General features: G+C 73.5%; 19 protein-coding genes. 7 read left to right on the forward strand and 12 right to left on the reverse strand.

Going from position 1 to position 22,968, the window contains the following annotated elements:
* On the reverse strand, positions 1-387 hold the full coding sequence (locus ACIQWA_RS03675; protein WP_402477626.1) for a hypothetical protein: 387 nt from the start codon (positions 385-387) through the stop codon (positions 1-3).
* A gap of 468 nt (positions 388-855) precedes the next feature.
* On the opposite strand from ACIQWA_RS03675, the gene ACIQWA_RS03680 reads away from it, so the two are divergent.
* Positions 856-2,097 carry a cytochrome P450 gene (locus ACIQWA_RS03680; protein WP_402477629.1) on the forward strand — a complete coding sequence of 414 codons (1,242 nt, stop codon included), beginning with the start codon at positions 856-858 and terminating at the stop codon, positions 2,095-2,097.
* Positions 2,098-2,175: 78 nt separating this feature from the next.
* Here the strand turns inward: ACIQWA_RS03680 and ACIQWA_RS03685 are convergent, their stop codons facing one another.
* The 3 genes from ACIQWA_RS03685 to ACIQWA_RS03695 form a co-directional block, all read right to left on the reverse strand.
* A complete protein-coding gene (locus ACIQWA_RS03685; RefSeq protein WP_402477631.1) occupies positions 2,176-2,610 on the reverse strand; it encodes an SSI family serine proteinase inhibitor in 435 nt (144 codons plus the stop codon).
* Positions 2,611-2,765: 155 nt separating this feature from the next.
* Entirely contained in the window at positions 2,766-3,380 is a 615-nt protein-coding gene (locus ACIQWA_RS03690; RefSeq protein WP_402477634.1) for a hypothetical protein, read from the reverse strand.
* 68 nt (positions 3,381-3,448) lie between these two features.
* Positions 3,449-3,844: a cupin domain-containing protein gene (locus ACIQWA_RS03695; protein WP_402477637.1), complete on the reverse strand. Its 396-nt coding sequence runs from the start codon at positions 3,842-3,844 to the stop codon at positions 3,449-3,451.
* 52 nt (positions 3,845-3,896) lie between these two features.
* Here ACIQWA_RS03695 and ACIQWA_RS03700 point away from each other — a divergent pair, with 52 nt between their 5' ends.
* Positions 3,897-4,916 carry a helix-turn-helix domain-containing protein gene (locus ACIQWA_RS03700; RefSeq protein ID WP_402477639.1) on the forward strand — a complete coding sequence of 340 codons (1,020 nt, stop codon included), beginning with the start codon at positions 3,897-3,899 and terminating at the stop codon, positions 4,914-4,916.
* Between the two features lie 145 nt (positions 4,917-5,061).
* Positions 5,062-5,634, forward strand: coding sequence for a hypothetical protein (locus ACIQWA_RS03705; protein WP_402477642.1), 573 nt, complete (start codon positions 5,062-5,064; stop codon positions 5,632-5,634).
* A gap of 320 nt (positions 5,635-5,954) precedes the next feature.
* Here ACIQWA_RS03705 and ACIQWA_RS03710 read toward each other — a convergent pair whose 3' ends face one another.
* The gene (locus tag ACIQWA_RS03710; RefSeq protein ID WP_360235608.1) at positions 5,955-6,734 is read right to left on the reverse strand and encodes an alpha/beta hydrolase; all 780 of its coding nucleotides are present in this window, start codon (positions 6,732-6,734) and stop codon (positions 5,955-5,957) included.
* Between the two features lie 209 nt (positions 6,735-6,943).
* Positions 6,944-7,846: a CPBP family intramembrane glutamic endopeptidase gene (locus tag ACIQWA_RS03715; protein WP_402477645.1), complete on the reverse strand. Its 903-nt coding sequence runs from the start codon at positions 7,844-7,846 to the stop codon at positions 6,944-6,946.
* Positions 7,847-8,056: 210 nt separating this feature from the next.
* On the opposite strand from ACIQWA_RS03715, the gene ACIQWA_RS03720 reads away from it, so the two are divergent.
* Both ACIQWA_RS03720 and ACIQWA_RS03725 read left to right on the forward strand, forming a co-directional pair.
* On the forward strand, positions 8,057-9,286 hold the full coding sequence (locus ACIQWA_RS03720; protein WP_402477647.1) for a sensor domain-containing protein: 1,230 nt from the start codon (positions 8,057-8,059) through the stop codon (positions 9,284-9,286).
* Positions 9,274-9,927, forward strand: coding sequence for a LuxR C-terminal-related transcriptional regulator (locus ACIQWA_RS03725; RefSeq protein WP_402477650.1), 654 nt, complete (start codon positions 9,274-9,276; stop codon positions 9,925-9,927). The genes ACIQWA_RS03720 and ACIQWA_RS03725 overlap by 13 nt, the downstream gene beginning before the upstream one ends.
* A 167-nt stretch (positions 9,928-10,094) precedes the next feature.
* Here ACIQWA_RS03725 and ACIQWA_RS03730 read toward each other — a convergent pair whose 3' ends face one another.
* On the reverse strand, positions 10,095-11,501 hold the full coding sequence (locus ACIQWA_RS03730) for an amidase (RefSeq protein WP_402477652.1): 1,407 nt from the start codon (positions 11,499-11,501) through the stop codon (positions 10,095-10,097).
* A 116-nt stretch (positions 11,502-11,617) separates the two neighbouring features.
* Here ACIQWA_RS03730 and ACIQWA_RS03735 point away from each other — a divergent pair, with 116 nt between their 5' ends.
* Entirely contained in the window at positions 11,618-12,208 is a 591-nt protein-coding gene (locus ACIQWA_RS03735) for a TetR/AcrR family transcriptional regulator (protein ID WP_402477656.1), read from the forward strand.
* A gap of 582 nt (positions 12,209-12,790) precedes the next feature.
* Here the strand turns inward: ACIQWA_RS03735 and ACIQWA_RS03740 are convergent.
* A complete protein-coding gene (locus ACIQWA_RS03740) occupies positions 12,791-13,306 on the reverse strand; it encodes an ATP-binding protein (protein ID WP_402477659.1) in 516 nt (171 codons plus the stop codon).
* Between the two features lie 189 nt (positions 13,307-13,495).
* On the opposite strand from ACIQWA_RS03740, the gene ACIQWA_RS03745 reads away from it, so the two are divergent.
* Positions 13,496-14,767 carry a transcriptional regulator gene (locus ACIQWA_RS03745; protein ID WP_402477662.1) on the forward strand — a complete coding sequence of 424 codons (1,272 nt, stop codon included), beginning with the start codon at positions 13,496-13,498 and terminating at the stop codon, positions 14,765-14,767.
* On the opposite strand, the gene ACIQWA_RS03750 is transcribed toward ACIQWA_RS03745, so the two are convergent.
* From ACIQWA_RS03750 to ACIQWA_RS03765, 4 genes are all read right to left on the reverse strand, one after another.
* A complete protein-coding gene (locus ACIQWA_RS03750) occupies positions 14,748-15,407 on the reverse strand; it encodes an HAD family hydrolase (RefSeq protein WP_402477664.1) in 660 nt (219 codons plus the stop codon). The genes ACIQWA_RS03745 and ACIQWA_RS03750 overlap by 20 nt on opposite strands.
* Positions 15,408-15,480: 73 nt before the next feature.
* A complete protein-coding gene (locus ACIQWA_RS03755; protein WP_402477666.1) occupies positions 15,481-16,176 on the reverse strand; it encodes a hypothetical protein in 696 nt (231 codons plus the stop codon).
* Positions 16,173-20,411, reverse strand: coding sequence for a glycoside hydrolase family 38 C-terminal domain-containing protein (locus tag ACIQWA_RS03760; protein WP_402477669.1), 4,239 nt, complete (start codon positions 20,409-20,411; stop codon positions 16,173-16,175). Before ACIQWA_RS03760 ends, ACIQWA_RS03755 begins: the two co-directional genes overlap by 4 nt.
* Before the next feature lie 43 nt (positions 20,412-20,454).
* Positions 20,455-22,926, reverse strand: coding sequence for a discoidin domain-containing protein (locus ACIQWA_RS03765; RefSeq protein ID WP_402477671.1), 2,472 nt, complete (start codon positions 22,924-22,926; stop codon positions 20,455-20,457).
* Between the last annotated feature and the right edge of the window lie 42 nt (positions 22,927-22,968).

Here is a 22,968-nt window from a genome sequence, read left to right on the forward strand (position 1 = left end):
TCAGGGGGTGCTCCCGGTCGAGGCCCCCGTGCCGCCGCCGGTCGGGGCCCCGCTCTGGTCGGTGTTGCCGGTGTTGCCGGTGTTGCCGGTCTCGCCGGTGTTGCCGGTGCCCTGGATCATCCCGCCGGCCATGATCTCCCTGCTCTCACTCCCGATGGTCACGGTCAGGCAGATCTTGCGGGCGGCCGAGCTGCTGGACGGCAGCGTGAACGGCTCCAGCGGGCTGCTGCCACCGGTCACGGTGACTTCCACGCTGAGCGGAGTCGCGTACTGCCCTCCGGAACTGCAGTCATGGACCTTGCTGAGGATGGCCTTGAACGTCGCGGTGGAGGTGGTCGTCAGCCCCACCTGGGCGAAGGTGTCACTGCCGCTGGCGGACGCCGACACCTCACCCGCGTCCGCGAACCCCCCGCCGCCCCCGCGGCCCGTGGTCCGCGTGTCCTCCGTACCGCCCGTGCCGCCGTTCTGACCGGTCGAGCCGCCTCCGCCCTGCCCGGTCGATGCGGTGCTGCCACCACCACCGCCGCCCCCGCCGCCCCCGCCACCGCCACCGCCACCGCCACCGCCGGAGCAGGCCGCGAGGGCCGGTACGAGCAGGGCGGCTGCCAGCCATCGGGCCGCTCGACCGGTCCTGCTGCCTCCGATGTGCCGGGTCCCGGGCATCCGTTTCTCCCATCAGCGCGGTGAGCCGGGGCCTGACGGCCCCGCCGCACGGTACCCGTTCGCACACGACAGACCTGGTTGCCGCGCGGCCCCCGGTCGGGCCCGTCACCCGTTCGGTGCAGCCCGACCCCCGTCCGCTCTGGCATAGAGTCGAAACGGACGACCCGTCAGCAGAGCGGAAGGACATCACCCGTGACCACGGACACCGTGCCCGTGCCGGAACTGGCCCCCGAGGCCGTCGAGGAGTGGCGGGCCGAGGAGGCCGAGCTGGTCGAACTGCTCGCCCGAGCGCAGCGCGGCATCGGCGGGATCGCCGCGTTCCGGCTCGGGCCGACGCCGACCGTACTGGTGACCGATCCGGCCGCGGTGCAGCACGTACTGGGGCGGCACCCCGACCGGTACGTGAAGCGTTCGCACCGGGCCCGGATGCTGGTCGGCGACGGCGTGCTGTCCGCCACCGGGGAGGCCTGGAAGCGCCAACGACGGCTGCTGCAGTCCCAGTTCACAGGCACCGGGATGCGCCGCTACGAGCAGCGGATCGCCGCCGCCGCGCGCCGCACCGCCGAGCGCTGGGAGGGGTACCGGCGTAGCGGGGAGACCTTCGACGTGGCCGAGGAGATGCGCGGCTTCGCCCTGGACACCGTCTGGCGGGCGCTCACCGGGCTGCCGCTCGACGACCGTACGGACGCCGAACTGCGCTCGGTGGAGCGGGTGGTGGCCGCGATGCCGAAGCTGCCGACCAACGCCGCCGACGCCCGGGACACCGTCGCCGAGGACCTCGCCCGGATCGACGCCGTCGCCCAGGCCGCGATCGACGCGGCCCGCGCCGCCGCCGACCTCCCGGAGCCGGGGGTGCTGCGCGTCCTGCTCGACGCCGCCGACCGACACCCCGAGTACACCGACCGCTTGATCCGCGACGAGCTGGTCACCCTGCTGGTCGCGGGCCACGAGACCACCGCCACCACGCTCACCTGGCTGTTCCTGCTGCTCGACGACAACCCCGGCGCCCGGCACGCCGACCCGCACGCGCTGGTCAGCGAGACCCTCCGGCTCTACCCCTCCGCCTGGCTGCTCCCCCGGCACGCCGTCGAGGACGACGTGATCGCCGGCCACCACATCGCTGCCGGGACGGACGTGCTGGTCTGCCCCTACCTCACCCACCGCGACCCGGCGCTGTGGCCGGCCCCGGAGCGCTTCGACCCCACCCGCTTCGCCCCCGGCGGCGCCCGCCCCACCGAGCTCGGCGCCTACCTCCCCTTCGGCCTCGGCGCCCGCGCCTGCCTGGGCACCCAGTTCGCCCTCCGGGAGAGCACCGCCCTGCTGGACCTCCTGCTCCCGCTGGGCCCGCTGGAGTTCCACTCCCGCCCGAGCGGGGCGGCCTACAGCATCACCGTCCGCCCGAACGGCCCGACCCCCGCGGCCTTCCGCCGGTAGCCCGGCTCCCCGGCACGGGCCGTGGCCGCCCCCGGGAGCGGGAGCGGCCACGACCGTGCGTGAGGGTCAGCTCGGGGCTCAGAAGCCGAAGACGTCCCCGGTGTACTTGGTCAGCGCGCTGCCGTTGGCGTAGGTGTGCGACCAGGTGACGGCGGTGGCGCCCCAGTTGCCCTGGGCGGCGGCGGTGACCGGCGCCTCCTGGACCGTGGGCAGCCAGGTCGGGTGGACCAGCAGCTTGGCGAAGTCGCCGTTGACACCCGCCAGTTCGTTGCAGGCGGCGGTCGGGGCGGCGACCGTGCCCGTGCCCGTGACGGTTAAGCCCGCCCCGGACTGCACGGCGGTACAGGACAGGTCCGCCGAGGTGGTGTTGCCGGCGGCGTCGGTCCTGGTCAGGTGTACCGAGCCGAGCCGGGTCACGTCCGTACCGAGCGCCTGGGCGGTCCCCGCGGTGAGGACCGCCGCGGCCGCGCCGGCCGCGAGCAGACCGATGACCGTCATGGCGATGCGTCGCATGAGCAGTGCCTTTCCTTCGTGCTGCCCGAACCATCCGTGCCCGGGCAGGCTGTGGGCACCACACAACCAGCCGGAGGTGTGCGAGGAGTGAAGATCGCCCGAACTTCCGTGTCAGGTTCACGCCAATTTCTTGGCCACCCCACGGCGGGCGCGGCTCAGGCCTCGAGGCGCAGGGCCGGAGTGCCCGCGTTGCGGGTGAGGAAGTGCAGCAGGTGGGCGAAGCCCCGGGCATCGTCGATCGCCTTGTGGGTGTGCGGGACGTCGCCCAGCCAGTGCGGCGGCAGCATCGGCGAGGCCAGGTCCGCCGGCGGGCGGCCCGTCAGGGCCGACGTGTAGGTGCGCAGGCACAGCGCCGGCCCGTCGAAGAGGCGGTCCTCCTCGTACGGCCCCTGGTGCAGGCCGTACGGGGTGAACCGGCGCAGGTAGTAGTCGATCCACGTCCCGTCGAAGGACAACGGCGCGGCCGCGAAGGCCCGCGGCCCGGGCAGCGACCGGACCCACTCCACGTACCTGCCCATCACCGCGGCGACCGGCTCCGGGTCCGTCGTCGCGGCCTCCCAGGTGCCGGGCTCGGAGTCGAACCACTCCTTGGTCCACGGGTTCGGCGCCGCACCGGGGAGCGGTTCGAGGACGGCCTCGAACTCGCCGAAGGTCCGTCCGTCCGCCGTCGTGGCGACGGAGGCGAAGGAGCGCATCGAGTTCGGGCCGGCCCAGGGGCCGTCCACCTCAATGTCCGTCACCACGTACGTCCAGTCGCTGAGTTCACTCATGTGGTCGACGCTACCGCGCCGGTCCGCCGGCGCTTTGGCGCTCCGGGGCTCCCGCGCTCCCGCGCCCGTCAAGCGTCCAGGGCGTGACCGGTGGTCGCGTCGATGTGGGCCGGGACGGGGTCGTGGCGGTCGCCGACGGTGGGCGTGCCGGTGGGTTCGAACATCAGGATCGCGGCGCCGTTCGGGGCCTGCGGCCTGTGCTCGGTGCCGCGCGGGACGGTGAAGACGGAGCCCTTCGGGAGCAGCACGGTGCGTTCGCCGCCGGATTCGCGCAGCGAGATGCGGAGTTCGCCGTCGAGGACGAGGAAGAACTCGTCGGTGTCGTCGTGGGCGTGCCAGACGTGTTCGCCGTGGACCTTGGCGATCCGGACGTCGTAGTCGTTGACGCGGGTGACGATACGGGGGCTCCACAGGGCGTCGAAGCTGGCCAGGGCCTGGTCGAGGGCGATGGGTCGGTTGCTCATGCGCCCATCCTGGGCCGCCCCGCCCGCCCGGCGTGAGTGCTAGAAATGGCACATGTCGCAAGGATCCTCGCAGCCTCCGCCGCACTCCCCGACGGCCGGCCCGACGGCCGGCCCGCACCGGGTCGTCGTGATCGTCGACGCCAACTCGAACCCCTTCGAACTGGGCTGCGCCACCGAGGTGTTCGGCCTGCGGAGGCCGGAGGTCGGCCGCGAGCTGTACGACTTCGGGCTCTGCTCCCCCGAGCCCAGCACCCTGATGCGGGACGGGTTCTTCACCCTCACCGGAGTCGCCGGCCTGGAGGCGGCCGACACGGCGGACACCCTGATCGTCCCCAACCGGCCCGACGTCGAGGTGCCGCGCCGCCCCGCCGTACTGGAGGCCGTCCGGCGGGCGCACGCGCGGGGCGCGCGGCTGGTCGGGTTCTGCAGCGGCGCCTTCACGCTGGCCGAGGCCGGGGTCCTGGACGGGCGGCGGGCCACCGCGCACTGGCAGTGGGCGGACGACTTCCGGGCCCGCTTCCCGTCCGTCCGGCTCGAACCGGACGTGCTGTTCGTGGACGACGGCGACATCCTGACGGCCGCGGGCAGCGCGGCCGCGCTCGACCTGGGCCTGCACGTGGTGCGCCGCGACCACGGCGCCGAGATCGCCAACGCGGTGAGCCGCCGGCTGGTCTTCGCGGCCCACCGGGACGGCGGACAGCGGCAGTTCGTGGAGCGGCCGGTGCCCGAGCGGCCGGACGAGTCGCTGGCGCCGCTGCTGGCCTGGGCGCAGGAGCGGCTGGACGCACCGCTCACCGTCGCCGAGCTGGCGGCGCGCGCGGCGGTCAGCCCGGCCACGCTGCACCGCCGGTTCCGCGCCCAGTTGGGCACCACGCCGCTGGCCTGGCTCACCGGGGAACGGGTGGCCCTGGCCTGCCGGCTGATCGAGCGGGGCGAGTCCCGGATGGAGGTGGTCGCGCGCCGCAGCGGGCTGGGCACGGCCGCCAACCTGCGGGTGCTGGTGCGCCGGGAGACGGGCATCTCGCCGTCGGCCTACCGGCACCGGTTCGGGCCGGAGGCGAAGCCGAGCTGACGGTGGGCCGTCGGGCCCTCTGCTGATTTTGCCATGGACATGATGATGGCTGATTCTCCACATTGACGCTACGGAACGTCGCAACAAGACTCCATCCCGTCAGCAGTCCACTGCTGCGAACACCACTCTGACGAGGAGTCGCCCGATGCGATCCAGAATCACGGTGTTACTGAGCGCTGCCGTCCTGGCGTTCTTCCCAGCGCTGATCGGCGGCGGCCAGGCCACCGCGGCCCCCGGCGCCGCCGCCTTCACCGCCCAGGCCCGAGCCGCCGGACTGACCACCGACCAAGCCGCCTCCCTCCAGGAGAAGGCCGACAGCTACCTCGCCACCACCGGCGGCACCCAAGTCGCCCCCAACCGGATCCAACTCGACGGTGCCACCATGTACTTGACCGTGCCCGGCGAGGACCACCCGCGCGACCTCACCGGTGGCGGGGCCCTCGCCTACGACCCGTGTGCGGGCGGCGGAGCGGACTACAGGCACATGTGCGCCTACCGCGGCACCTGGTACTCCGGTGACGAGGTCGACATGTACAACTGCGGTCGCTACTACTTCAGCACCTGGTCCGGCCCCGGCTCCTGGGACAACAACCAGACCACCAACACCGTTGCCCGCATGTACGGCCCCAGCGGCGCCTGGGTGTTCTCCACCGGCCCCGCCCACAGCCAGGATCCGAACGGCAACTGGTCCCCGGTCCACAGCGTCGTCAACTGCTGACAGGTGACCGCTCGGGCGCGCCGCCGCCGCAGCCCGGTCGTACCGGGCCACGGTCCGCCGCCTGAGGCGCTCACGAGACGGATCCGTCGCAGGGCCGGGCCCCGACTCTCACCGAGCCGGGGCCCGGCCGTGGCTGCGGTCGCCGGCGCCCACGCCCACGCCCACGCCGTACGCGACGCCCGCCGCGATGAGCAGCACAGCGGCCGGTACCGCCAGGTTCAGCAGCTGCCGGATGCCCGACGGACGCGGCCGGCAGCACCCCGCACACCAGCAGCGCGAACCAGTAACGCCGTGCCGTTTCCATCCGCCCACCGGACCTCTCAGCCGATACCGTCGAGGAACTCCGCGAGCACCCCGTGCAGCGCCTCGGGCCGCTCCAGGTGCAGGTCATGGCCGGTGCCGGGGATGCTGACGGCCATGGTGGCGGGGCCCCGCCGGAGCATCTCCTCGGCCTCCGCCGCCGGGACGAACCCGGACTGGCCCAGCACGACCAGGGTCGGGCAGGCGATCCGCGCCCACTCCGCCAGGTAGGACCGCTGGGTGAGCTCCGCCAGTGAGTCCACCATCACGTCCCGGTCGAACCGTGGCCACCAGCCGCCGTCGCGCTCCTCCAGTCCGGCCGCCCAGCCCGCGCCGACCGGCCCGCCGCCGAGGAACTCGACGGCCGCCTCGCGGGCGGGGAACGGCGTCGGCCAGGAGTCGAGCCAGCCGCCGACCTCCACGGCCACGTCCGGGTTCGGCCCGCCCGGGCCGGCCTCCACGAGCACCAGGCCGCTGACCAGTCCGGGGTGCGCGGCGGCGGTCAGCATGGCCGTGTGCCCGCCCAGCGACTGCCCGGCCAGGACCGGGCGCCGCAGCCCCAACTGCTCCACGACGGCCACCACATCGGCGACGTAGGCGGCACGCGAGACCTCCGGCGGGCGGCGCTCGCTCGCGCCGTGTCCGCGCTGGTCGACCGCGACGACCCGGTACCGGGTGCTCAACTCCGCCGCCAGCGCGTCCCATTCACCCGCGTGCCCGGCCAGCCCGTGCAGCAGCACGACGGGCCGGCCGGGCCCGCCCCAGTCCCGGCACACGAGCCGGACACCGTCACGCTCCACCAGCCGCTCGGCCCACCCGACGTCGGCCCTCGCCACCTCGGCCCTCGCCACCTCGGTCCGTACCGAACCGGGCCGTACCGCACCGGGCCGTACCGCGTCGGTCGGTGCCTCGGTCGGTGCCTCGTCGGACCACGCCAGCTCGGGCCGTGCCACGTCGTACCTCCAGGAAATCGGGCGGACCTCGATCATGTCGCACCGCCCGACGCCGCTCAACGGAGGTACCCGTTCCGCAACGCCCGGCCGCCCGGACCGGCACTCCGCCGGTGGGCCAACCAGCCGGCCAGCACCACGAGGGCGGTCACCGGCCAGGTCGAGATGCTCAACGGGCCGGCGAGCAGCGGGTCGACGATGCGGCCCGAGACCTCGCGGGTCAGCGGCAGCGTGAACTCGTTGAGCGACAGGTGCGCAGCGACGGCCGCCCACACCGACCCGGTCGACAACCGGATGGAGGCGATGACCGTACCGAGCAGCATGGCCGTCACCACCGCGACGGGTATGCCCAGCAGTACCGAATGGCCGGGGTAGCTCCCGCCGAGCGCCGTCATCGGGACGTGCCAGGCGCCCCAGATCGCGCCGCCGATCAGCAGTCCGCGGGTCCGGCCGTACCGCAGCAGCCGGGGCAACAGGTAGCCCTGCCAGCCGAGTTCCTCGCCGAAGTACAGCGGTACGGACACCAGCGCGCTCAGCACCAGCGGCACGACCGTGCCGGGCCCGGGCAGGTGCGCGGGGGTGTACCAGCCGGTGAGCGTGGCGACGCTCAGGCCGGCCGCGGTGAGACCGAGCGGGATCGCCAACGCGACGGAGACAGACCGGAGTTCGTGCCGCCAGGGGGTGGACCGGGTGAGCCCGAGCAGCCGCAGGGCCTGGCGCGGGCCCCGGCCGCGCACGGTGAGGCCGAAGGCGGTCAGGGCCGGCACCAGCATCATCAGGACCATGCACACCGCCGCCAGCCGTGGCGTCCCCTGCGCGGCGCTCGTCCGGCGGAGTCCGTCCAGCCAGAGCGGGATCATGGTGATCCAGGCGCCGACGAAACTGATCGTCAGGAAGAGCACCAGCTCGGTGCGTGAGCCGTCCGAAGTGTCCGTTCGTTCCAGGTGTTTCATGCGTTTCATGGCCGTGACGCTACGAACCGCGAGCGGGCCGGGACGATCGTGCAGGCGCGTCGACCGATGGTGTAGCACGCTCCACTGCGCCGGGAGCCCGAGGAGGGGAGACTGACCGCCGTGAACGACACTTCGATGACGAAGCGGGCGTCGCGGGTGGCACGCGCGACGCGGGCGGGCGCTGCGCGTTCGACCCGTGCCGCCGGGTACTGTGCTGCGGTGTTCGTCCGCGGACTGGCCCTGCTCGTGCTGGTGCCCGTCCTCCTGTACTCGGCGGCGCTCTGCCTGGTCGGCGTGGGCCTGCTCGTCCTGCCGCCCGAGCTCCGGCTGCTGCGGTGGCTGGCCGACGGCGAACGCGCTCTGCTGGGACGCTCCGCGGCGCGCTCCACGACGAGCTCGACCGCCCGCTCGACCGCCCGCTCCACGGCACCGGCCGGACCGCACCCGCGAAAGCGCCTGGCGGCGATCCTGGCCGACCCGGCGACCGGCCGGGACCTGCGCTGGGCGGTCGTCATGGCGGTCGCCGGCACCGTGCTCGGGCTGCTCGGCACGGCGCTGTTCCTGTTCCCGGCGGTCGTGCTCGCGCTCATCGCCCTGTGGTGGCTGTTCCCCACCGACGATCCGATCCGGCCGATCCTGAACGTCCCGGTCGACAGCTGGGGGTCCGCGTTCTACGCCGGGGTTCCCCAGTTCCTGCTGAGCGTGCTGCTCGCCCTGTTCGGGCCGCCCCTGCTCGCCAGGACGGCGGCCGCGCTGAGCCGGTGGCTGCTCGCCCCCTCGACCGCCGCGGTCCTCGCCGAGCGCGTGTCCACGCTGGACCGGACCCGCACCGGCGCGATCGTCGCGCACGGCAACGAGCTGCGCCGCATCGAGCGGGACCTGCACGACGGCACCCAGGCCCGGCTGGTCACCCTCGCCATGCAACTCGGCCTCGCCGAACGGACACTGGGCTCCGACCCCGCCGCGGTGGGCCCGCTGCTGACCCGGGCCAGGGAGGGCGCCGAGGAGGCGATGGCCGAGCTGCGCGACGTGCTGCGTTCCGTCTACCCGCCGGTCCTCGCCGACCGGGGCCTGGCCGGCGCGGTCTCGGCGGTCGTCGCCCGCTGCCCGGTGCCCGCCACCCTGGAGGTCGGTGAACTCGGCGACGTACCGGCCCAGATCGAGGTCGCCGTGTACTTCGCCGTCACCGAGGCACTCACCAACGCTGCCAAGCACGCCGACGCTGGCGCCGTGACCGTCACCCTGGCCCGGACGGGCGCCACCCTGCGGGCGGAGGTCACCGACGACGGCCGGGGCGGCGCGACCGAAGGCGGCGGCGGTACCGGACCACAGGGCACCGGACTGCGCGGCGTGCGGCAGCGCGTCGAGGCGGTCGACGGCGTCCTGCTGGTCCGGAGCCCGGCCGGCGGCCCCACCGTGATCACCGTGGAGTGCCCGTGCGGATCGTGATCGCCGAGGACAACGCGCTGCTCGCGCAGGGGCTCACCGCCCTGCTGGAGGCCCTGGGGAACCAGGTGCTGGCGACCACCGGGGACGCCGGGTCCTTCCTGACGGCCGCCGTCACCCACCGGCCGGACGTGGCCGTGGTGGACGTCCGGCTCCCACCCTCCTTCACCAACGAGGGCATCAGGGCCGCGCTGCACGCCCGGGAACGCGTCCCGGGGCTGCCGATCCTCGTACTCTCCCAGTACGTCGAGGACACCTACGCCCGGGAGCTGCTCGCCGACGGCACCGGCGTCGGCTACCTGCTCAAGGACCGGGTCGCCCGCGTCGACGACTTCCTCGACGCGCTCCACCGGGTGGCGGCCGGCGGCACGGCGCTGGACCCGGACGTGGTCCGGCAGCTGCTCGCGACGCGCACCGACCCGCTGTCCCGGCTCACCGAGCGCGAACGCGAGGTCCTCGCGCTGATGGCCCAGGGGTACGGGAACTCCGAGATCGCCGATCGCCTCGTGGTCACCGAGCGGGCCGTGCACAAGCACGTCGGGAACATCTTTCTGAAACTCGACCTCCCGCCCGAGGACAGCGGCGACCGGCGCGTCCTCGCCGTCCTCACCCACCTCGGCGCTCCTCAGCGCCGCGCCCGCTGAGGCTGTCGGCCAGTGGGGTCGAACCATGCGACGAGACTGCATGGTGCTGTGTGTCGGCTGCGCCTCCGTGGTGGAGGCCGACCTGATCCACAAGACACGCCCCAGGACCTTGCTGCGGTTGGCAGTAGGCGGTAGGCGGCTGGGCCCCCGGGTGGGGCCCAGCCGCTTCAGGGCCGCGGGTCGATCGGGGTGAGGGTGCCGAGGCGGTCCTCGACGTTCTGGGCGGCGGCCAGGCAGAGATCCTCGCGGAACGGCCGCCCGACGAGTTGCACGCCGGTGGGCAGACCGTCGGCGTCCGGTCCGGTGGGGACGGCGACGGCCGGGACGCCGACGAAGCTGGTGACCGAGCAGAGCCGCCTGGCCGCGTCGAACCGGTCCCGGCCCGCCTGGTCCCGGGACTCCAGACCCGGTTCGACCGGCGGCTCGGTGAAGACCGGGCCCAGCAGCAGCGGGTACTCGTCGAGGAACTCCGTCCAGGAGCGGCGGATGTTCATCCAGGTGCCCATCAGAGCGATCAGCCCGGGGGCGTCGACGGGCGGGGCGCTGCGCATGGCCAGCTCGATGAAGCGGTCACCGCCCTCGCCCAGCAACTGCCGTACGGCGGGCCAACTGGGGGCGAACTCGGTGTGGGTGAGCCGGAGGTAGGCGTCGAGGGCCTCGTCCAGCCGGGGGACGTCGGGGACCTCGCGGACCTCGTACCCGGCGTCGCGCAGCGCCTCGGCGGCGGCCCCGACGGCGCGGCGGACGGTCGGGTGGACACCGTGGCTGCCCGGGTCGGCGACGACGGCGACCTTGGGCTTGCCGTCGAGCGGGTCACCGTACAGCGGTGCGGGTACGGCGCGCGGGTCCCGGGGGTCGGGGCCGGCCAGGGTCTCGTAGGCGAGCCGCAGGTCGGCCACCGTACGCGCCAACGGGCCGTCGGTGACGAGCAGTTGGGAGGCCGGTCCGGGGTCGTCCGGGCCCAGCATGCGCTGGTCGGCGGCGAACCGGCCGGTGGTCGGCTTGAGCGCGGCGACGCCGCAGAAGGCGGCCGGGATCCGGAGCGAGCCGCCGGAGTCGTTGCCGAGCCCGAGCGCGGCCATGCCGGTGGCCACCGCCACGCCGTCCCCGCCGCTGCTGCCGCCGGGGGTGCGGGTGGCGTCCCACGGGTTGCGGGTGTCGCCGTACAGCTCGCTGCGGGTGTGCATCCCGGCCAGGATCAGGGTGGGCAGGTTGCTGTGCCCGATCGGGATCGCCCCGGCGGCGCGCAGCCGGGCGACCGGGATGGCGTCGGCGGGAGCCGTGAGCCCGCGGAAGCGCGGGGTACCGAAGGTGGTCGGGACGCCCTCGATGCGGATGCACTCCTTGACCGTGAACGGCACCCCGGCGAGCGGGCCGAGCCGCTCGCCGGTGGCGCGGAGCCGGTCGGTCTCCCGGGCGGCGGCGCGGGCGCGGTCGGCGAGGACCTGGGTGACGGCGTTGACGTGCGGGTTGACCTCGGCGATGCGGGCGAGGTGGGCGTCCATCACCTCGAGCGCGGACACCTCGCCGCTGCGGACCGCGGCGGCGATGGCGGTGGCGGGGAGTTTCCACATGGGGGGCTCTCCTGACGTGTTCCGATGCGGTTGTATCGGGACCTTAGCCGGGGAACCGATACGATCGCATCGGAATAACGGGATAGCGGGACAACGGGTTGGGAGGCGAGTGGCGGATGCCCAAGCAGGTGGACCACGAGGAGCGGCGTCGACGGATCGCCGAGGCGGTGTGCGCGCTGATCGACGCACAGGGGCTGGAGGGCGTCACCCTGCGGGACGTCGCCGTCCGCGCCGAGGTCTCGGTGGGCGCCGTCCAACGCTGCTTCCGCACCAAGGAGGAGATGCTGCAGTTCGCCCTCGGCCACATCGGCGAACGCGTCACCGAACGGGCACACGGCCGGGTGCTGGGCAGCCCCGCACAGTCCGCCGCGAGCACGGTGGGCCACGTGGTCGGCGAGGTCGCATTGCTGGGCGACGAACGCCGGGCGGAGGCGCGGATCTGGCTGGCCTTCCTCGCCGCGGCCGCCGTCAACCCGGCACTGGCGGCCAGCCTCCGGAACAGCTACACGGGCCTGGAAGGGCTGCTGGCCCGACTGGTCGAGGAGACGGGCGTCGACGCCGAAGGCGCCCGGCGCGAGGCCCGCACCCTGCTCGCCCTCGCCGACGGACTCACCGGACACGTGCTGGTCGGCCACCGCACGGCGGCGGAGGCCGAGGAACTCCTGCACGCGCACCTGGCCGGGCTCTGGGATCGGGCCGGGGAGTAGGCGGGCCCGACACACGCACTCGCGCGACGGGCTTCGGTTCAGGGTCCTCCTGGGCGGCAACGCTCAGTTCACTCCAGCGTTGGCCTTCGCGATCAACTCCGCCAGCTCGCTGAGCGAGTCGATCCGGAAGTCGCCCGGTCGAACACCACTGCACGAATCATGGCGGCAGCCTAACGAAGCCACCTTCCTGCCGCGCCCGGGGGCCGGGCGCGGCAGGGGCTTCGACCCGGCGGGTCAGTGGCGGTGGTGGTTGTCGGGTTGGGCCGGGTCGCCGGGGTGCTCCAATCCCTCGACCAGGGTGAGGCGTTGGGCGCGTTCGTGGTCGAGCCAGCGGACGAACTCCGCCCTTCGTGCGGCTTCCCGGGGTGCCAGCGGGTGGTCACAGTCGCACCGGCCCGCCGAGCACACTGCTCGGCGGGCCGGCAACCGCGCTCCCCGATCGCCCATACGTCGCCACCGGTGTCGTCCAGCGATCTCGGCCTGCGACGAACCCGGCCACCACCCCGGCAGCGAAGACGGGCCCACCGCATCGGCCTGGCAGCAGTGACGGAGACGCGGCGGACCGCCTGGGCGGCGGGGGCATCACGCCACCGACTGCGGCGAAAGGAGGTCGTACACCGAGCCCCAACCGTGCGTGAGGTCCTGCGCCTCACACGCTCCCAGGATCTCGAACCACACGACCTTGCCCTCCCCCGCCGGGTGCCAGCCCCAAGCGTCGGCAAGCGCCTCAACCAGCATCAACCCACGTCCACTGGTCGATTCCGGGTCCGCTGCACAGCGTTCGAAGTTCGGGACGGGATCCTCGACCTCGACTCGCAGCCGTTCGCCGACTCGGCGAACGGTCACCGTGCACCTCGCCTTCGCGTGCTCCATCGCGTTCGCGATCACCTCACTCGCGCAGAGCTCCAGTTCTTGTAGTGCTTCTGCGGAGAACGGCATGCCCCAGACGCGCGCGATCTCCAACACCAACCTCCGTGCCGGCGGGACCGCCGCACCGTCCGGCGGCACACCCCACTCCAACGGCACGGGGAATCGAGCTGTCTTGAGCGGGCTGACGATGAGCCCTCGATTTGCCATGTCAGGCATGTGATCCCACATTCCGTAGTCGCTCCGCGCCAGGCGGTGATGTAGGAATCGTCGGCTCTCACCCAGGTCCCCCTGAACCCCCTTGATGCGACCTCTGGGGGACTTTTGAGAGCCTTTCACCGTTCACGAGGCGAGTGAGAGTCTTGCATGCGTCCCTGCCAGCCGTATGGTTGATGTGGCATCAGAAGCTCGGAGGACATCATGCCCCGGTCCATCGGCAACACCGCCCTCAAGGCCGCCCGCCAGGCTCGCGGCCTCTCCAGCCAACAGGCGCTCGCAGCCGCCCTGCATGACGCAGCCCGCCAGCTCGGCCTTGGGGAGATCGTCGTCAGTCGCAAACAGATCGGGCGGTGGGAGTCTCCCAATCCGCCCTGGCCGCGCGATGACCACCAGCAGCTTCTCACCTACGTCCTGCGCCTGCCGATCGAGGACCTCGGGTTCCGGGCGCCGTGGGACGACAGCGTCCGGCCGGGGCCGGACGGGGCCCGGCCGCTCACGGGCCGTCGCCCTTCGGCCGCCCATGCGCTGCCGAGGCCGGCCGCTGCATCCTCGACGCAGCCACCGACCGTGGGTGCGGACTTCGCTGCGGTCACCGAGGCCCATCGACGCCTCTACTGGAGCGTTCCGCCCGCCACGCTGCACCAGGCGGTCGCCGAGCACGCCAACCTGGGTGCGGCTCTGCTGGCCGAGACCGACGGCATCGCCCGAAGGGTGCTCGCGTCCGCCCTCGCGGAGAGCCTTCTCCTCGCGGGCCGGATCCAGTTCTTCGACCTCCGCCAGCCGGAGGTCGCCGATGCCACGTTCGTACGTGCCCTGCAAGCCGCAGGTGAGGCCGATGACCCGCTGCTCGGCGCGGCCATCCTCGGGCACTCCGCGTTCGTCCCGGGCTGGGCGGGGCACCGCGAGGACACCGCCGAGCGGATGCGGGCTGCCCGCACGTACGCCCGGCGGGGACCCGCCTCGGCAGAGTTGCTGGCGTGGCTCGACGCCGTGGAGGCGGAATGCCTGACCCGCTGCGGCGACCACCGGCAAGCGCTGACGATCCTGCGCCGGGCGGAGGAGACCATGAGCACGGGCGGCGAGCACCGCAGCCCCGAGTGGTTCACCTGGTTCTCGTCCACCCGGCTGGCAGCCTTCAAGGGAAACACGGAGCTGGCAGCCGGCCTGGTCCCCCAGGCCCGGACCACCCTTGAGGCGGTGCTCGCGGATCTGCCCGAGACGGCCGGCAAGCAGCGAGTGGTGGTTCTCGGCGACCTCGCAGCCGTCGAGGCCGCCGCTCGACGGCCTGATGCGGCCTGCGCTCTGCTGGAGCAGGCACTCGATCAGCTGGGCGCGACCTGGTACGCCACCGGAATGGAGCGCATCCGAGAGGCCCGCCGGGCGCTCGCGAGCTGGCAGGACTCCGACTCGGTCCGGCGCGTCGACGACCGCCTCTACTCCTGGGCGGCAAAGCTCAGTTCACTCCAGCGTTAGCCTTCGCGATCAGCTCCGCCAGCTCGCTGAGCGAGTCGATCCGGAAGGTCGCCCGATCGGCTGCGGGGTCGTGCTGCTGGATCCAGCCCCACGGCCCCCGACGGATCAGTGCCGTGCACATCCCGGCCCGGGCAGCCGGAAGTACGTCGTTGTCGAGGCGGTCGCCGACGTAGAGGATCTCCTCCGGTCGCGCCGGGACCGCTTTCGCGACGCGCTCGAAGAACGCCGGATCCGGCTTGCTCGCGCCCCAGTCGTCGGAGGTGCCGATCAGGTCGACGTCGCCCGTGAACAGCCGGCGCAGGATCGCGCCGGCCCGCACCGTCTGGTTGCCCGCGATCGCGAGCCAGAGGCCCTCCGCCCTCAACTGTGCGAGGGCCGGTCGGACGTCGGGATACAGGTCGTCCTCGCCGAACGTCTCGGGCTGACCGGCCGCCGCCCGCTTCTCGCGCTCCTCGTACAGGTCGAATCCAGGCCGGAAGACCTGGAACGTCTCGCGGTAGTCGCGGCCCTCCGCGATCACGGCGCCGAACTGCGCGACGAAGGTGTGCCGAGGCACGCCCAGCCAATCCGCCCAGGTGCCGTACTCCCGGGTCTCGTCCACCAAGCACTCGCCGACGTCGAACACCACTGCACGAATCATGGCGGCAGCCTAACGAAGCCACCCTCCTGCCGCGCCCGGGGGCCGGGCGCGGCAGGGGCTTCGACCCGGCGGGTCAGTGGCGGTGGTGGTTGTCGGGTTGGGCCGGGTCGCCGGGGTGCTCCAATCCCTCGACCAGGGTGAGGCGTTGGGCGCGTTCGTGGTCGAGCCAGCGGACGAACTCCGCCCTTCGAGCGGCTTGCCGGAGCGCCGGGGTGGGGTCGGGGTTCTGCGGGGCGGTGAGGGTGGCGAGGAGCATCGCCGTCCAGGGGCCGACGGTGACCCACTCGCCCGGTGAGGCTGCGCGGAGCGCCTCGGCGAGGGCCTCCGGGAGGGTGTCGGGGTCGGCCTCGAAGGCGCCGTCGGGGAGGGCGAGGTGCCAGCGGGTGGCCGGTGGGCGGGCGGTCAGGGTGCGGTAGTGGGCGAGGTCGGCGGCGGACGGCTCGATGGCGGCGGTCACGGCCGCGTAGACGGCGCGGACCGCCGCACTGCCCTCGTAGGCGGCCGCCGTGATGGAGCCGAGCTCGACGGCGGCCTGTTGGTCGAGCCGCGCCGGGCCGTCCCCGGAGACGGGCAGGCCGCGTTCGGCGGCGACCGTCTCGCAGAGGGCCTCGGTCAGCAGCACCTGGGCGACCCACCGGGTGAGCTGACGGTCCTCCGAACTGCCGGGCAGGGGAAGGGCGGTGGAGCGCGGGCCGCCCCGCAGGGCGACGAGCCGGGCGTCGAGGGTGGTGCGCGGGAGGGGGCGTCCGTCGAGCAGGCCGAGGGTCATGCCTCCACCACCAGGGCGACGGTGGGGGCGTACTGGCAGCGGCCGAACCACATGACCTTGGCGAGGGCCCAGTACGCGCCCGGGTCGAGCGACTCGGGAGCGGTGACGGCGACGTCGACGGTGACGGCCGAGTCGGCCGGGGCGGTGAACCCGCGCACCGGGTCGGCGATGGCCTCCCACGTCCCCCAGGGCGAGACCAGTTGCAGCTCGCCCCGGATCTCGCCGCGCGTCCGGTTGGTGAGGGTGAGCCCGAGCACGCCCCGCCCGCCGGGAGCCACGCGCAGGGTCTGGTGCGCAACCTCCACGGACAGCCCGGTGTCCCGGCCGGTCACGGCCTTGGTGCCCTGGGCGGCCGTCCAGTCCTCGGGCGCGTCCCCGGGGACGGGCAGCAGCTCGGGGAGGTCGCCGACGGCGATGGTGACCACGTCCTCGACCTGCTGCCCGTCGTGCTCGATCCGGACGGCGGCGAAGTGCAGCCCGGGCCGGGCGTCCGACGGCGGGGTGAGGGTGACCGGGAAGCGCAGGTGGCCGTCGGGGGCGAGCCGGTACGGGCGGCTGCCGAGGCTGGTCGCCCAGCCCTCCGGCGGCAGCACCACGGCCGTGCCCTCGACGGCGGCGTCCCGCAGCTGGGAGGAGAGGGCGACCGAGAGCGTCACCGGCTCCCCCGCCGTCCGCAGCAGCCCGGGCGAGGCACCGACCGACACCGGCAGGTAGCCGAGCGGCGCCGGGCCCCGGTTGTGCAGCCAGTAGCGGGCGTGGACGGGCTGGGCGGGTTCGGCGACCGGGCCGAGCACCGCGCCCCCGGGCGGGGCCGAGACGCCGGGCGATGCGAGCAGGGTGGCGATGGCCGAGCCGGGCAGGTCGAGCCCGGCCGGGCCGAGCGGGCGCTCCAGCAGATCGGCCGCCCGCAGGTCGGTCAGCCCGAGTGCGCCACCCAGCCCGGCCGTCCGCCCGAGGCCGGTGGATTCGACCAGCCGCACGGTCAGCTCGGGCCGGACGGGCGCCGCCGAGCCGTGGGCGATCGGGTTCCCGGCCGGCTTGAGCGCGCCGAGCAGCACCTCACGCTGCGGCTCGACCCGCAGCCAGGACAGGGTGGCGGGCAGCGGCCCGTCCTGCGGCGCGGCCACGAGCCGCGCGTACAGCGGGTGGTTGAACTCCTGGCCCTGCGCGGGCAGCGTCTGCGCCCGCCAGTCGCCGTCGCCGCCCACCAGCGCATAGCTGAACTCATGCGTCCAGTGCTGGAGTTGGAAGGAGGCTCCGTCCGGCAGGGTGCGCCGGGGCGGGTCGATCCACACCCCGGACGGCCAGCCGGTGCAGGAGCGCATCAGCGACAGGTGCAGCGCCCCGGAGGTGTCCACCGCGAAGCCGGGCAGGCCGAAGCTGAGCAACGCCACGGTGTGATCGGCGAGTTCGTCCGGCACCGGCACCGGGCAGACGGCGGTGATCCGGGCGTCGGCGAGGTCGTCCACCAGGGCCGGCACATCGGCGACCACCAGTGCGGGCAGGGAGCGCAGGTCCCGCAGGTCCGCGTCGGGCCGCCACACCTCGGCGAGCGGTGTCAGCGCGGGCACCCACACCGCGCCGTGCGCCTTGAGCACGGCCGCGTACTCCTCGCCCGAGCGCTCGATCAACTCCCTTGCCGCGTCGTTGGCTTCCGGACCGCCGACGATGATCCGGAAGTCCGGCAGGTTGGAGTCGACGTCCAGCCAGCCGTACCGCGCCCAGTCCGCTCCCGAGGTGGTGGCGGTGACCCCGACCCGGGCCAGCGCGACCACCAGCGGGCGGGCGTCGGCGGCCTCGTCCAAGGTCGGCACCACCACCTCGGCCACGCCGAGCGCGCGCGAGCCGGTGGCCGCCCCCGCCGGGTCGGTGAGCTCCACCCGTGCGGTGGCGCCCAGCCCGAACCAGGTGTTGGCCGGGTTGTCCAGCGTCCACGGCGCCTCCGCCGAGTCCACGTCCGGCAGCGCGAAGCCGCGCCCGACGACCGCCCCGGCGACCTCGCTGACCGGCAGCCCGCCGGGGACGTCCACCGGGAAGCGCAGTCGCAGCAGCCGGTCGGCGCCGGAGTAGTCGACCACCCTGGTGCGGCAGTCGACCCGGTCCAGCCCGCGCCACAGCGTGACCGTCTGCTCGTAGCGCAGGCCGTCGACCGTCCCGCCGATCACCAGCCGCTCGCCGAGCGGGCCGGTCTCGCGGCGCACGGAACCGGCGCGATCCCCGGAGCCGACCACCGGCCCGCTCGGCACCAGGTGCCACGGGCCCTCGCCGAAGTCGGGGTGCTGGGGGTACTCCTCGTACACCCGCAGCTCGTTGCCGATCCGGCCCGCCTGGATCAACTCCCGTTCGTGCAGCAGGTCGTAGACCGAGCGGAGCCCGCCGCCACGTGCCGGGTCGGCCGTCACCCGGTACCGCTCGTTGGCGATCACCGCACCCTCGGCCTCGACCCAGGCCGGTGCCGAGGGCTCACCGCCAACCAGCCGCCAGGTGCGCCAGCCGAGCGCGGGCACGTCGGCGGCCAGGAACCGCAGCACGCCCCGGTCGACGGCGCTCGGCACCGGCGCGCCCGCCTCGTCCAGGACCCGCACCGGCCCGGCACCGGAGGGGAGTTCGACCGACACCAGGTCCGTCCGGTCGAAGGACAGCGTGTTGGTCACCACGACCGAGGCCCCCGCCCCAGCCCCCGCCCCCGCCCCCGCCCCCGCGGAGCCGTCGCCCGCCGAGCCGACGCCCGCCGTGGCGATCCGCGCCGTCAGCGCGTCCAGCGCCGCGTCCCGGACGGCCGTGGCCAGGTCGTACGCCTCCCGCCAGCCGCCCAGCAGGTCCAGGTACACCTGGTCCGACTCGCTCCCGGTGATCGCGTCGTGGTGCGCCCCGTAGGCGAGTTGGCGCCACACCTTGTCGAGCGCGGCGGCCGGGTAGGCCCCGAGCCCGTTGACGACGGCCAGCGCGGCCAGCTTCTCCGCGTCCACCGCCGCCACCTCGCCCGCCCGCTGGGCCTGCTTGGTGTCGATGTAGGAGACGTCCTTACCGGTGTACACCGGGTTCATGTCGCGGGTCTGCGGGCTGGGCCGGCGCCCGGTGGCGGCGAGTTCGGCCCGGACGGCGTCCAGGAAGTCCCGCGGGGTGGCGCAGACGAAGCGCGGCCACAGGTACTTCTCGGCCCAGGAGCGGTGGATCGCGGTGACCCACTTGTTCGGCGGGGTGTAGTCCGTGCCCACCGGCAGCAGCAGGTTCCTGGTCGCCCCGACCGGCTTGAGCTTGCGGTACAGCTCGTACACGGCCTGTTCGGCGGTGGCGAGGTCCGGCGAGGAGTCCATCCACCAGCCGGCCGAGTAGTGGTGCGGCATGTAGTGGGTGAGCACGCCCTCCCCGCCGGGCGCGATCCACTCGAACTCGCTGGGGAACTGCATCACCCGGGCGTCGTCCTTGCCCTGGCGGAAGTTCTTCTGGATCGGGCCCCACTGGTGGAACGGCCCGCGGGCCCAGGCGCTGCCGGTGAGGCCGGCCGCGGCGAGGTGGCCGGGGAACTGCGGGTCGTGCCCGAACACGTCGAGCTGCCAGGCGGTCTGCGGGTCGCCGCCGAGGATGTCGCGCTGGTAGCCGATGCCGTGGACGATGTTGCGGATGGTCGTCTCGGCGCCGGTGAGGTTGGTGTTGGGCTCGTTGTAGGTGCCGCCGACGAGCTCGACCTGCCCGCGCTCCAGCAGCGTCCGGAGCACCGCGCGCCGCTCCGGGTGCTGGTCGAAGTACGGTTTCAGGTAGTCGACCTCGGCCAGCACGAACTTGTACACCGGGTCCCGCAGGGCCAGGTCGAGGTGGGCGTCGACGAGGGCGAAGCCGTTGCGCTCCCAGAGCGGCCGGGTGGTGGCGTCGGCGCCGAGCAGCTCCCACGGCGAGGTGTAGGCGGCCTGGGTGTTCCACCAGACCGGGTCGTAGTGGAAGTGGGAGACCAGGAACATCGTCCAGCCGGGCTCGGCGACCTCCACGACGCCGGTGGCCTCGCTCGTCTCCGCCCTTACCGTGACGGTCAGTTGGGCGCCGACGGCCGCTCCGGTGATCTCCAGGGGGACGTCGACCGGCCCCGTGCCGCTCGCCTCGCCGCGGACGCCCGTACCGCTGACGGTGATCGGGGCGGCCGGCCCCTCGACCGTGACCCGCAGGATCTGGCGCGGGGCGTCCTCGGGGCCGACGAACAGGTCGGTGCTCTCGACGGCGGTGATGGTGGTGACCGGCACGGGGGTGGTCCTTTCGGTACGGAGGCCTACGCGGTACGGACGCCTACTGGCCCCAGGCCTCGAACTCGTAGATGCGGGCGGCCGGATCGCCGTTCTGGGTGGGCTTGGTGACGACCAGCCGGACGTAGCGGGCGGTGGTGTCCACCGGGTGGGTGGTGGTGCCCGCGGTGTTGCCGGTCACGGTGGCGACCGTCGTCCACGGGTCGGTGCTCTTCGCGCGGGTCTGGACGGAGAAGTCCCGGGTGTTGTACGCGGCGCTCTCGCCGCCCGCCTGGGCGTGCTTGACCACGAACCTGTTCAGCTTCTTCGCCGAACCGAGGTCCACCTCCAGCCACTTGGCGCCCGTGAGCGTGCACCACTTGTCACTCGTGCCGCCGTTGACGCTCCCGTTGACGGCCTTGGCCGGGCCCTCGTTGGCGTTGCACTGCCCGGAGGCGGTGGCGGGGCGGTTGAGCGCGAGGTTCGTCGAGCCCGTCGGCGGGGTGCCGTTCCAGCCCACGCTGGTGGAGGCGACGGCCGAGTGCCCGTAGGTGGTGGAGACCGCCTCCACGTCCAGCGTGGTGGCGGCCTCGGTGCCCGCCCGGTCCAGCCGCCCGACGAAGTAGGCGTCGTTGGGGGTGGCCCCCAGGAAGGTCCGGCTGCCGTCCGGGTTGCGCCGGTACACCTCGTAGTGGTGGACGTTGCCGCCGGGGGCCGCCGTCCAGGACAGTCGCAGCGACTGGCTCGCGCCGGCCGTCACGTCGCTCGCGCCGAGTACGGTCAGCCCGCTCGGCGCGGCCGGGGTCTCCACCGCTCCGTCGTAGAGGGCGACTTGGCCGACCCGCAGGTCGTAGGCCGGATCGTTGCCGGCGACCTGGAGGGCGAGCTGGGCGACGGTGCGGCCGGCGTACCGGGAGAGGTCGAGGGTGTGCCGCTCCCAGCCCGTCCCGGTGTTGCTGCCGACGTCCACGGTGGTGAAGCTGCCCGGGGCGTCGGTGAAGGAGACCGCGGCCTTGAGCTTGGTCGGGCCGGCGGCCGGGGTCTTGACCACCAGGTCGAGCTTGCTGTTCGCGGCGACCGGCAGGCGGGTCTGGTAGAGCCTGACGGTGTTGGTGGCGTCCAGGGTGCCGGTCAGCCGGAGCGAGGAGCCGCCCTGGTAGGCGTCGGTGAAGTCGACGGACGGGCTGAGCTTGCTGCCGGCGGAGTCGACCACCCAGCGGTAGGTCGGCGGGACGTCCTGCAGCGAGAGGTTGTTCCAGCCGCCGGTGGCGACCCGGGCGCCGGCCGCGTTGTAGAAGTCGCCCTGGCCGGTGTCGAAGTTGGTGACGAAGGGCTTGGCGGTGATCGGCGAGGACTCGGCGACGTAGCCCGCCAGGCCGGGCCACCCGGAGGAGAGGTCGATGTTGGACGGGTCGTTGGCGGCGCCGACCCAGTAGCGGGCGTCCTTGGCGTAGAAGTCGGCCCGGTCGGTGGCGGACTTCCAGGTCCACTCGGGGCGGTAGAGGCCGAGCGAGGTGGTGTGCGGCTGCCCGGACGGGAAGAGGGTGTTCCAGTCGACGGAGGTGTTGTAGCCGTTCGCCTCGGTGTCGACACCGGAGTACAACTCGTACTCGCTGCGCCCGAGTTGCCGGGCCAGGGTGCGGGAGGAGTCCAGGCCGTCGGACGTCCAGCCGAAGTTGAGGAACATCGAGTCCGAGGTTCTCTTCGAACCGTCCTGCAGGAACGGCGAGTTGGCAGAGGTGAGGGCGTTCTGCCAGTCGACCGCGCCGGAGCTGGTCATCGCGTCGTACCACATGAACTCGGTGCTGCTCTGTGCCTTGGTGTACTGCATCAGATCTCGCAGCTCGGTGGCCAGGCCCGCATCACCGCCGCCGGTCTCCTGGTTGATGAACCAGCCGTCGAAGCCGTAGTACTGGGCGGCCTGGGCGAGTTTGTCGGCGACGGGGTAGCGGTTGCCGGACTTCTGGACGAAGTCGCGCACCCACTGGAGCTGGCCGCCGTACGCGGCGGGCGGGAAGAAGACGGTGCCGTAGACCTTGACGCCGTTGCGGTGGGCGGCGTCGATCACGGTCGGGTTGGGCGCGAGGATCAGGCCCTCGCCGGCCGAACCACCCCAGAACACCAGCTTGTCGACGTACTGCCAGTAGCCGAAGGCGTAGTAGTTGGGGTCGGCGGAGCCCTGGGAGGGGTTGTTGGAGGTGGGGCCGAAGGAGACCAGCGAGGCGATCTTCCCCTCCCCGGCGCGGGCGTTGGGGTTGGCGGCCAGGGCCGGATCGCTGGTGCGCGGCTGGAGCGGGACGCGGGAGCGGTTGAACCGGGCGTCCGGGTCGGTGGCCGGGTCCCAGTTGAGGATCGTGCTGGGGTACCAGTAGGAGGCGTACGGCTGGCTGCCCGGGCCGGCGGTGGCCGCGGGCGGCGGGGCTGCGGCCGTCACGGGTGCGGCCCAGGCGGCGGGTGCGGCCCAGGCGGCGGGAGTGGCGGTGAGTGCGGCCGTCGCGAGGACCGCGCTGAGCAGCAGGGGTAGGCGTCGTGACATGCGGGGGCTCCGATCGGGCGGAGGGGTGGGGGCGGGCCCGCC

It is taken from the genome of Kitasatospora sp. NPDC098652 (assembly GCF_044760155.1).
Lineage (GTDB): Bacteria > Actinomycetota > Actinomycetes > Streptomycetales > Streptomycetaceae > Kitasatospora.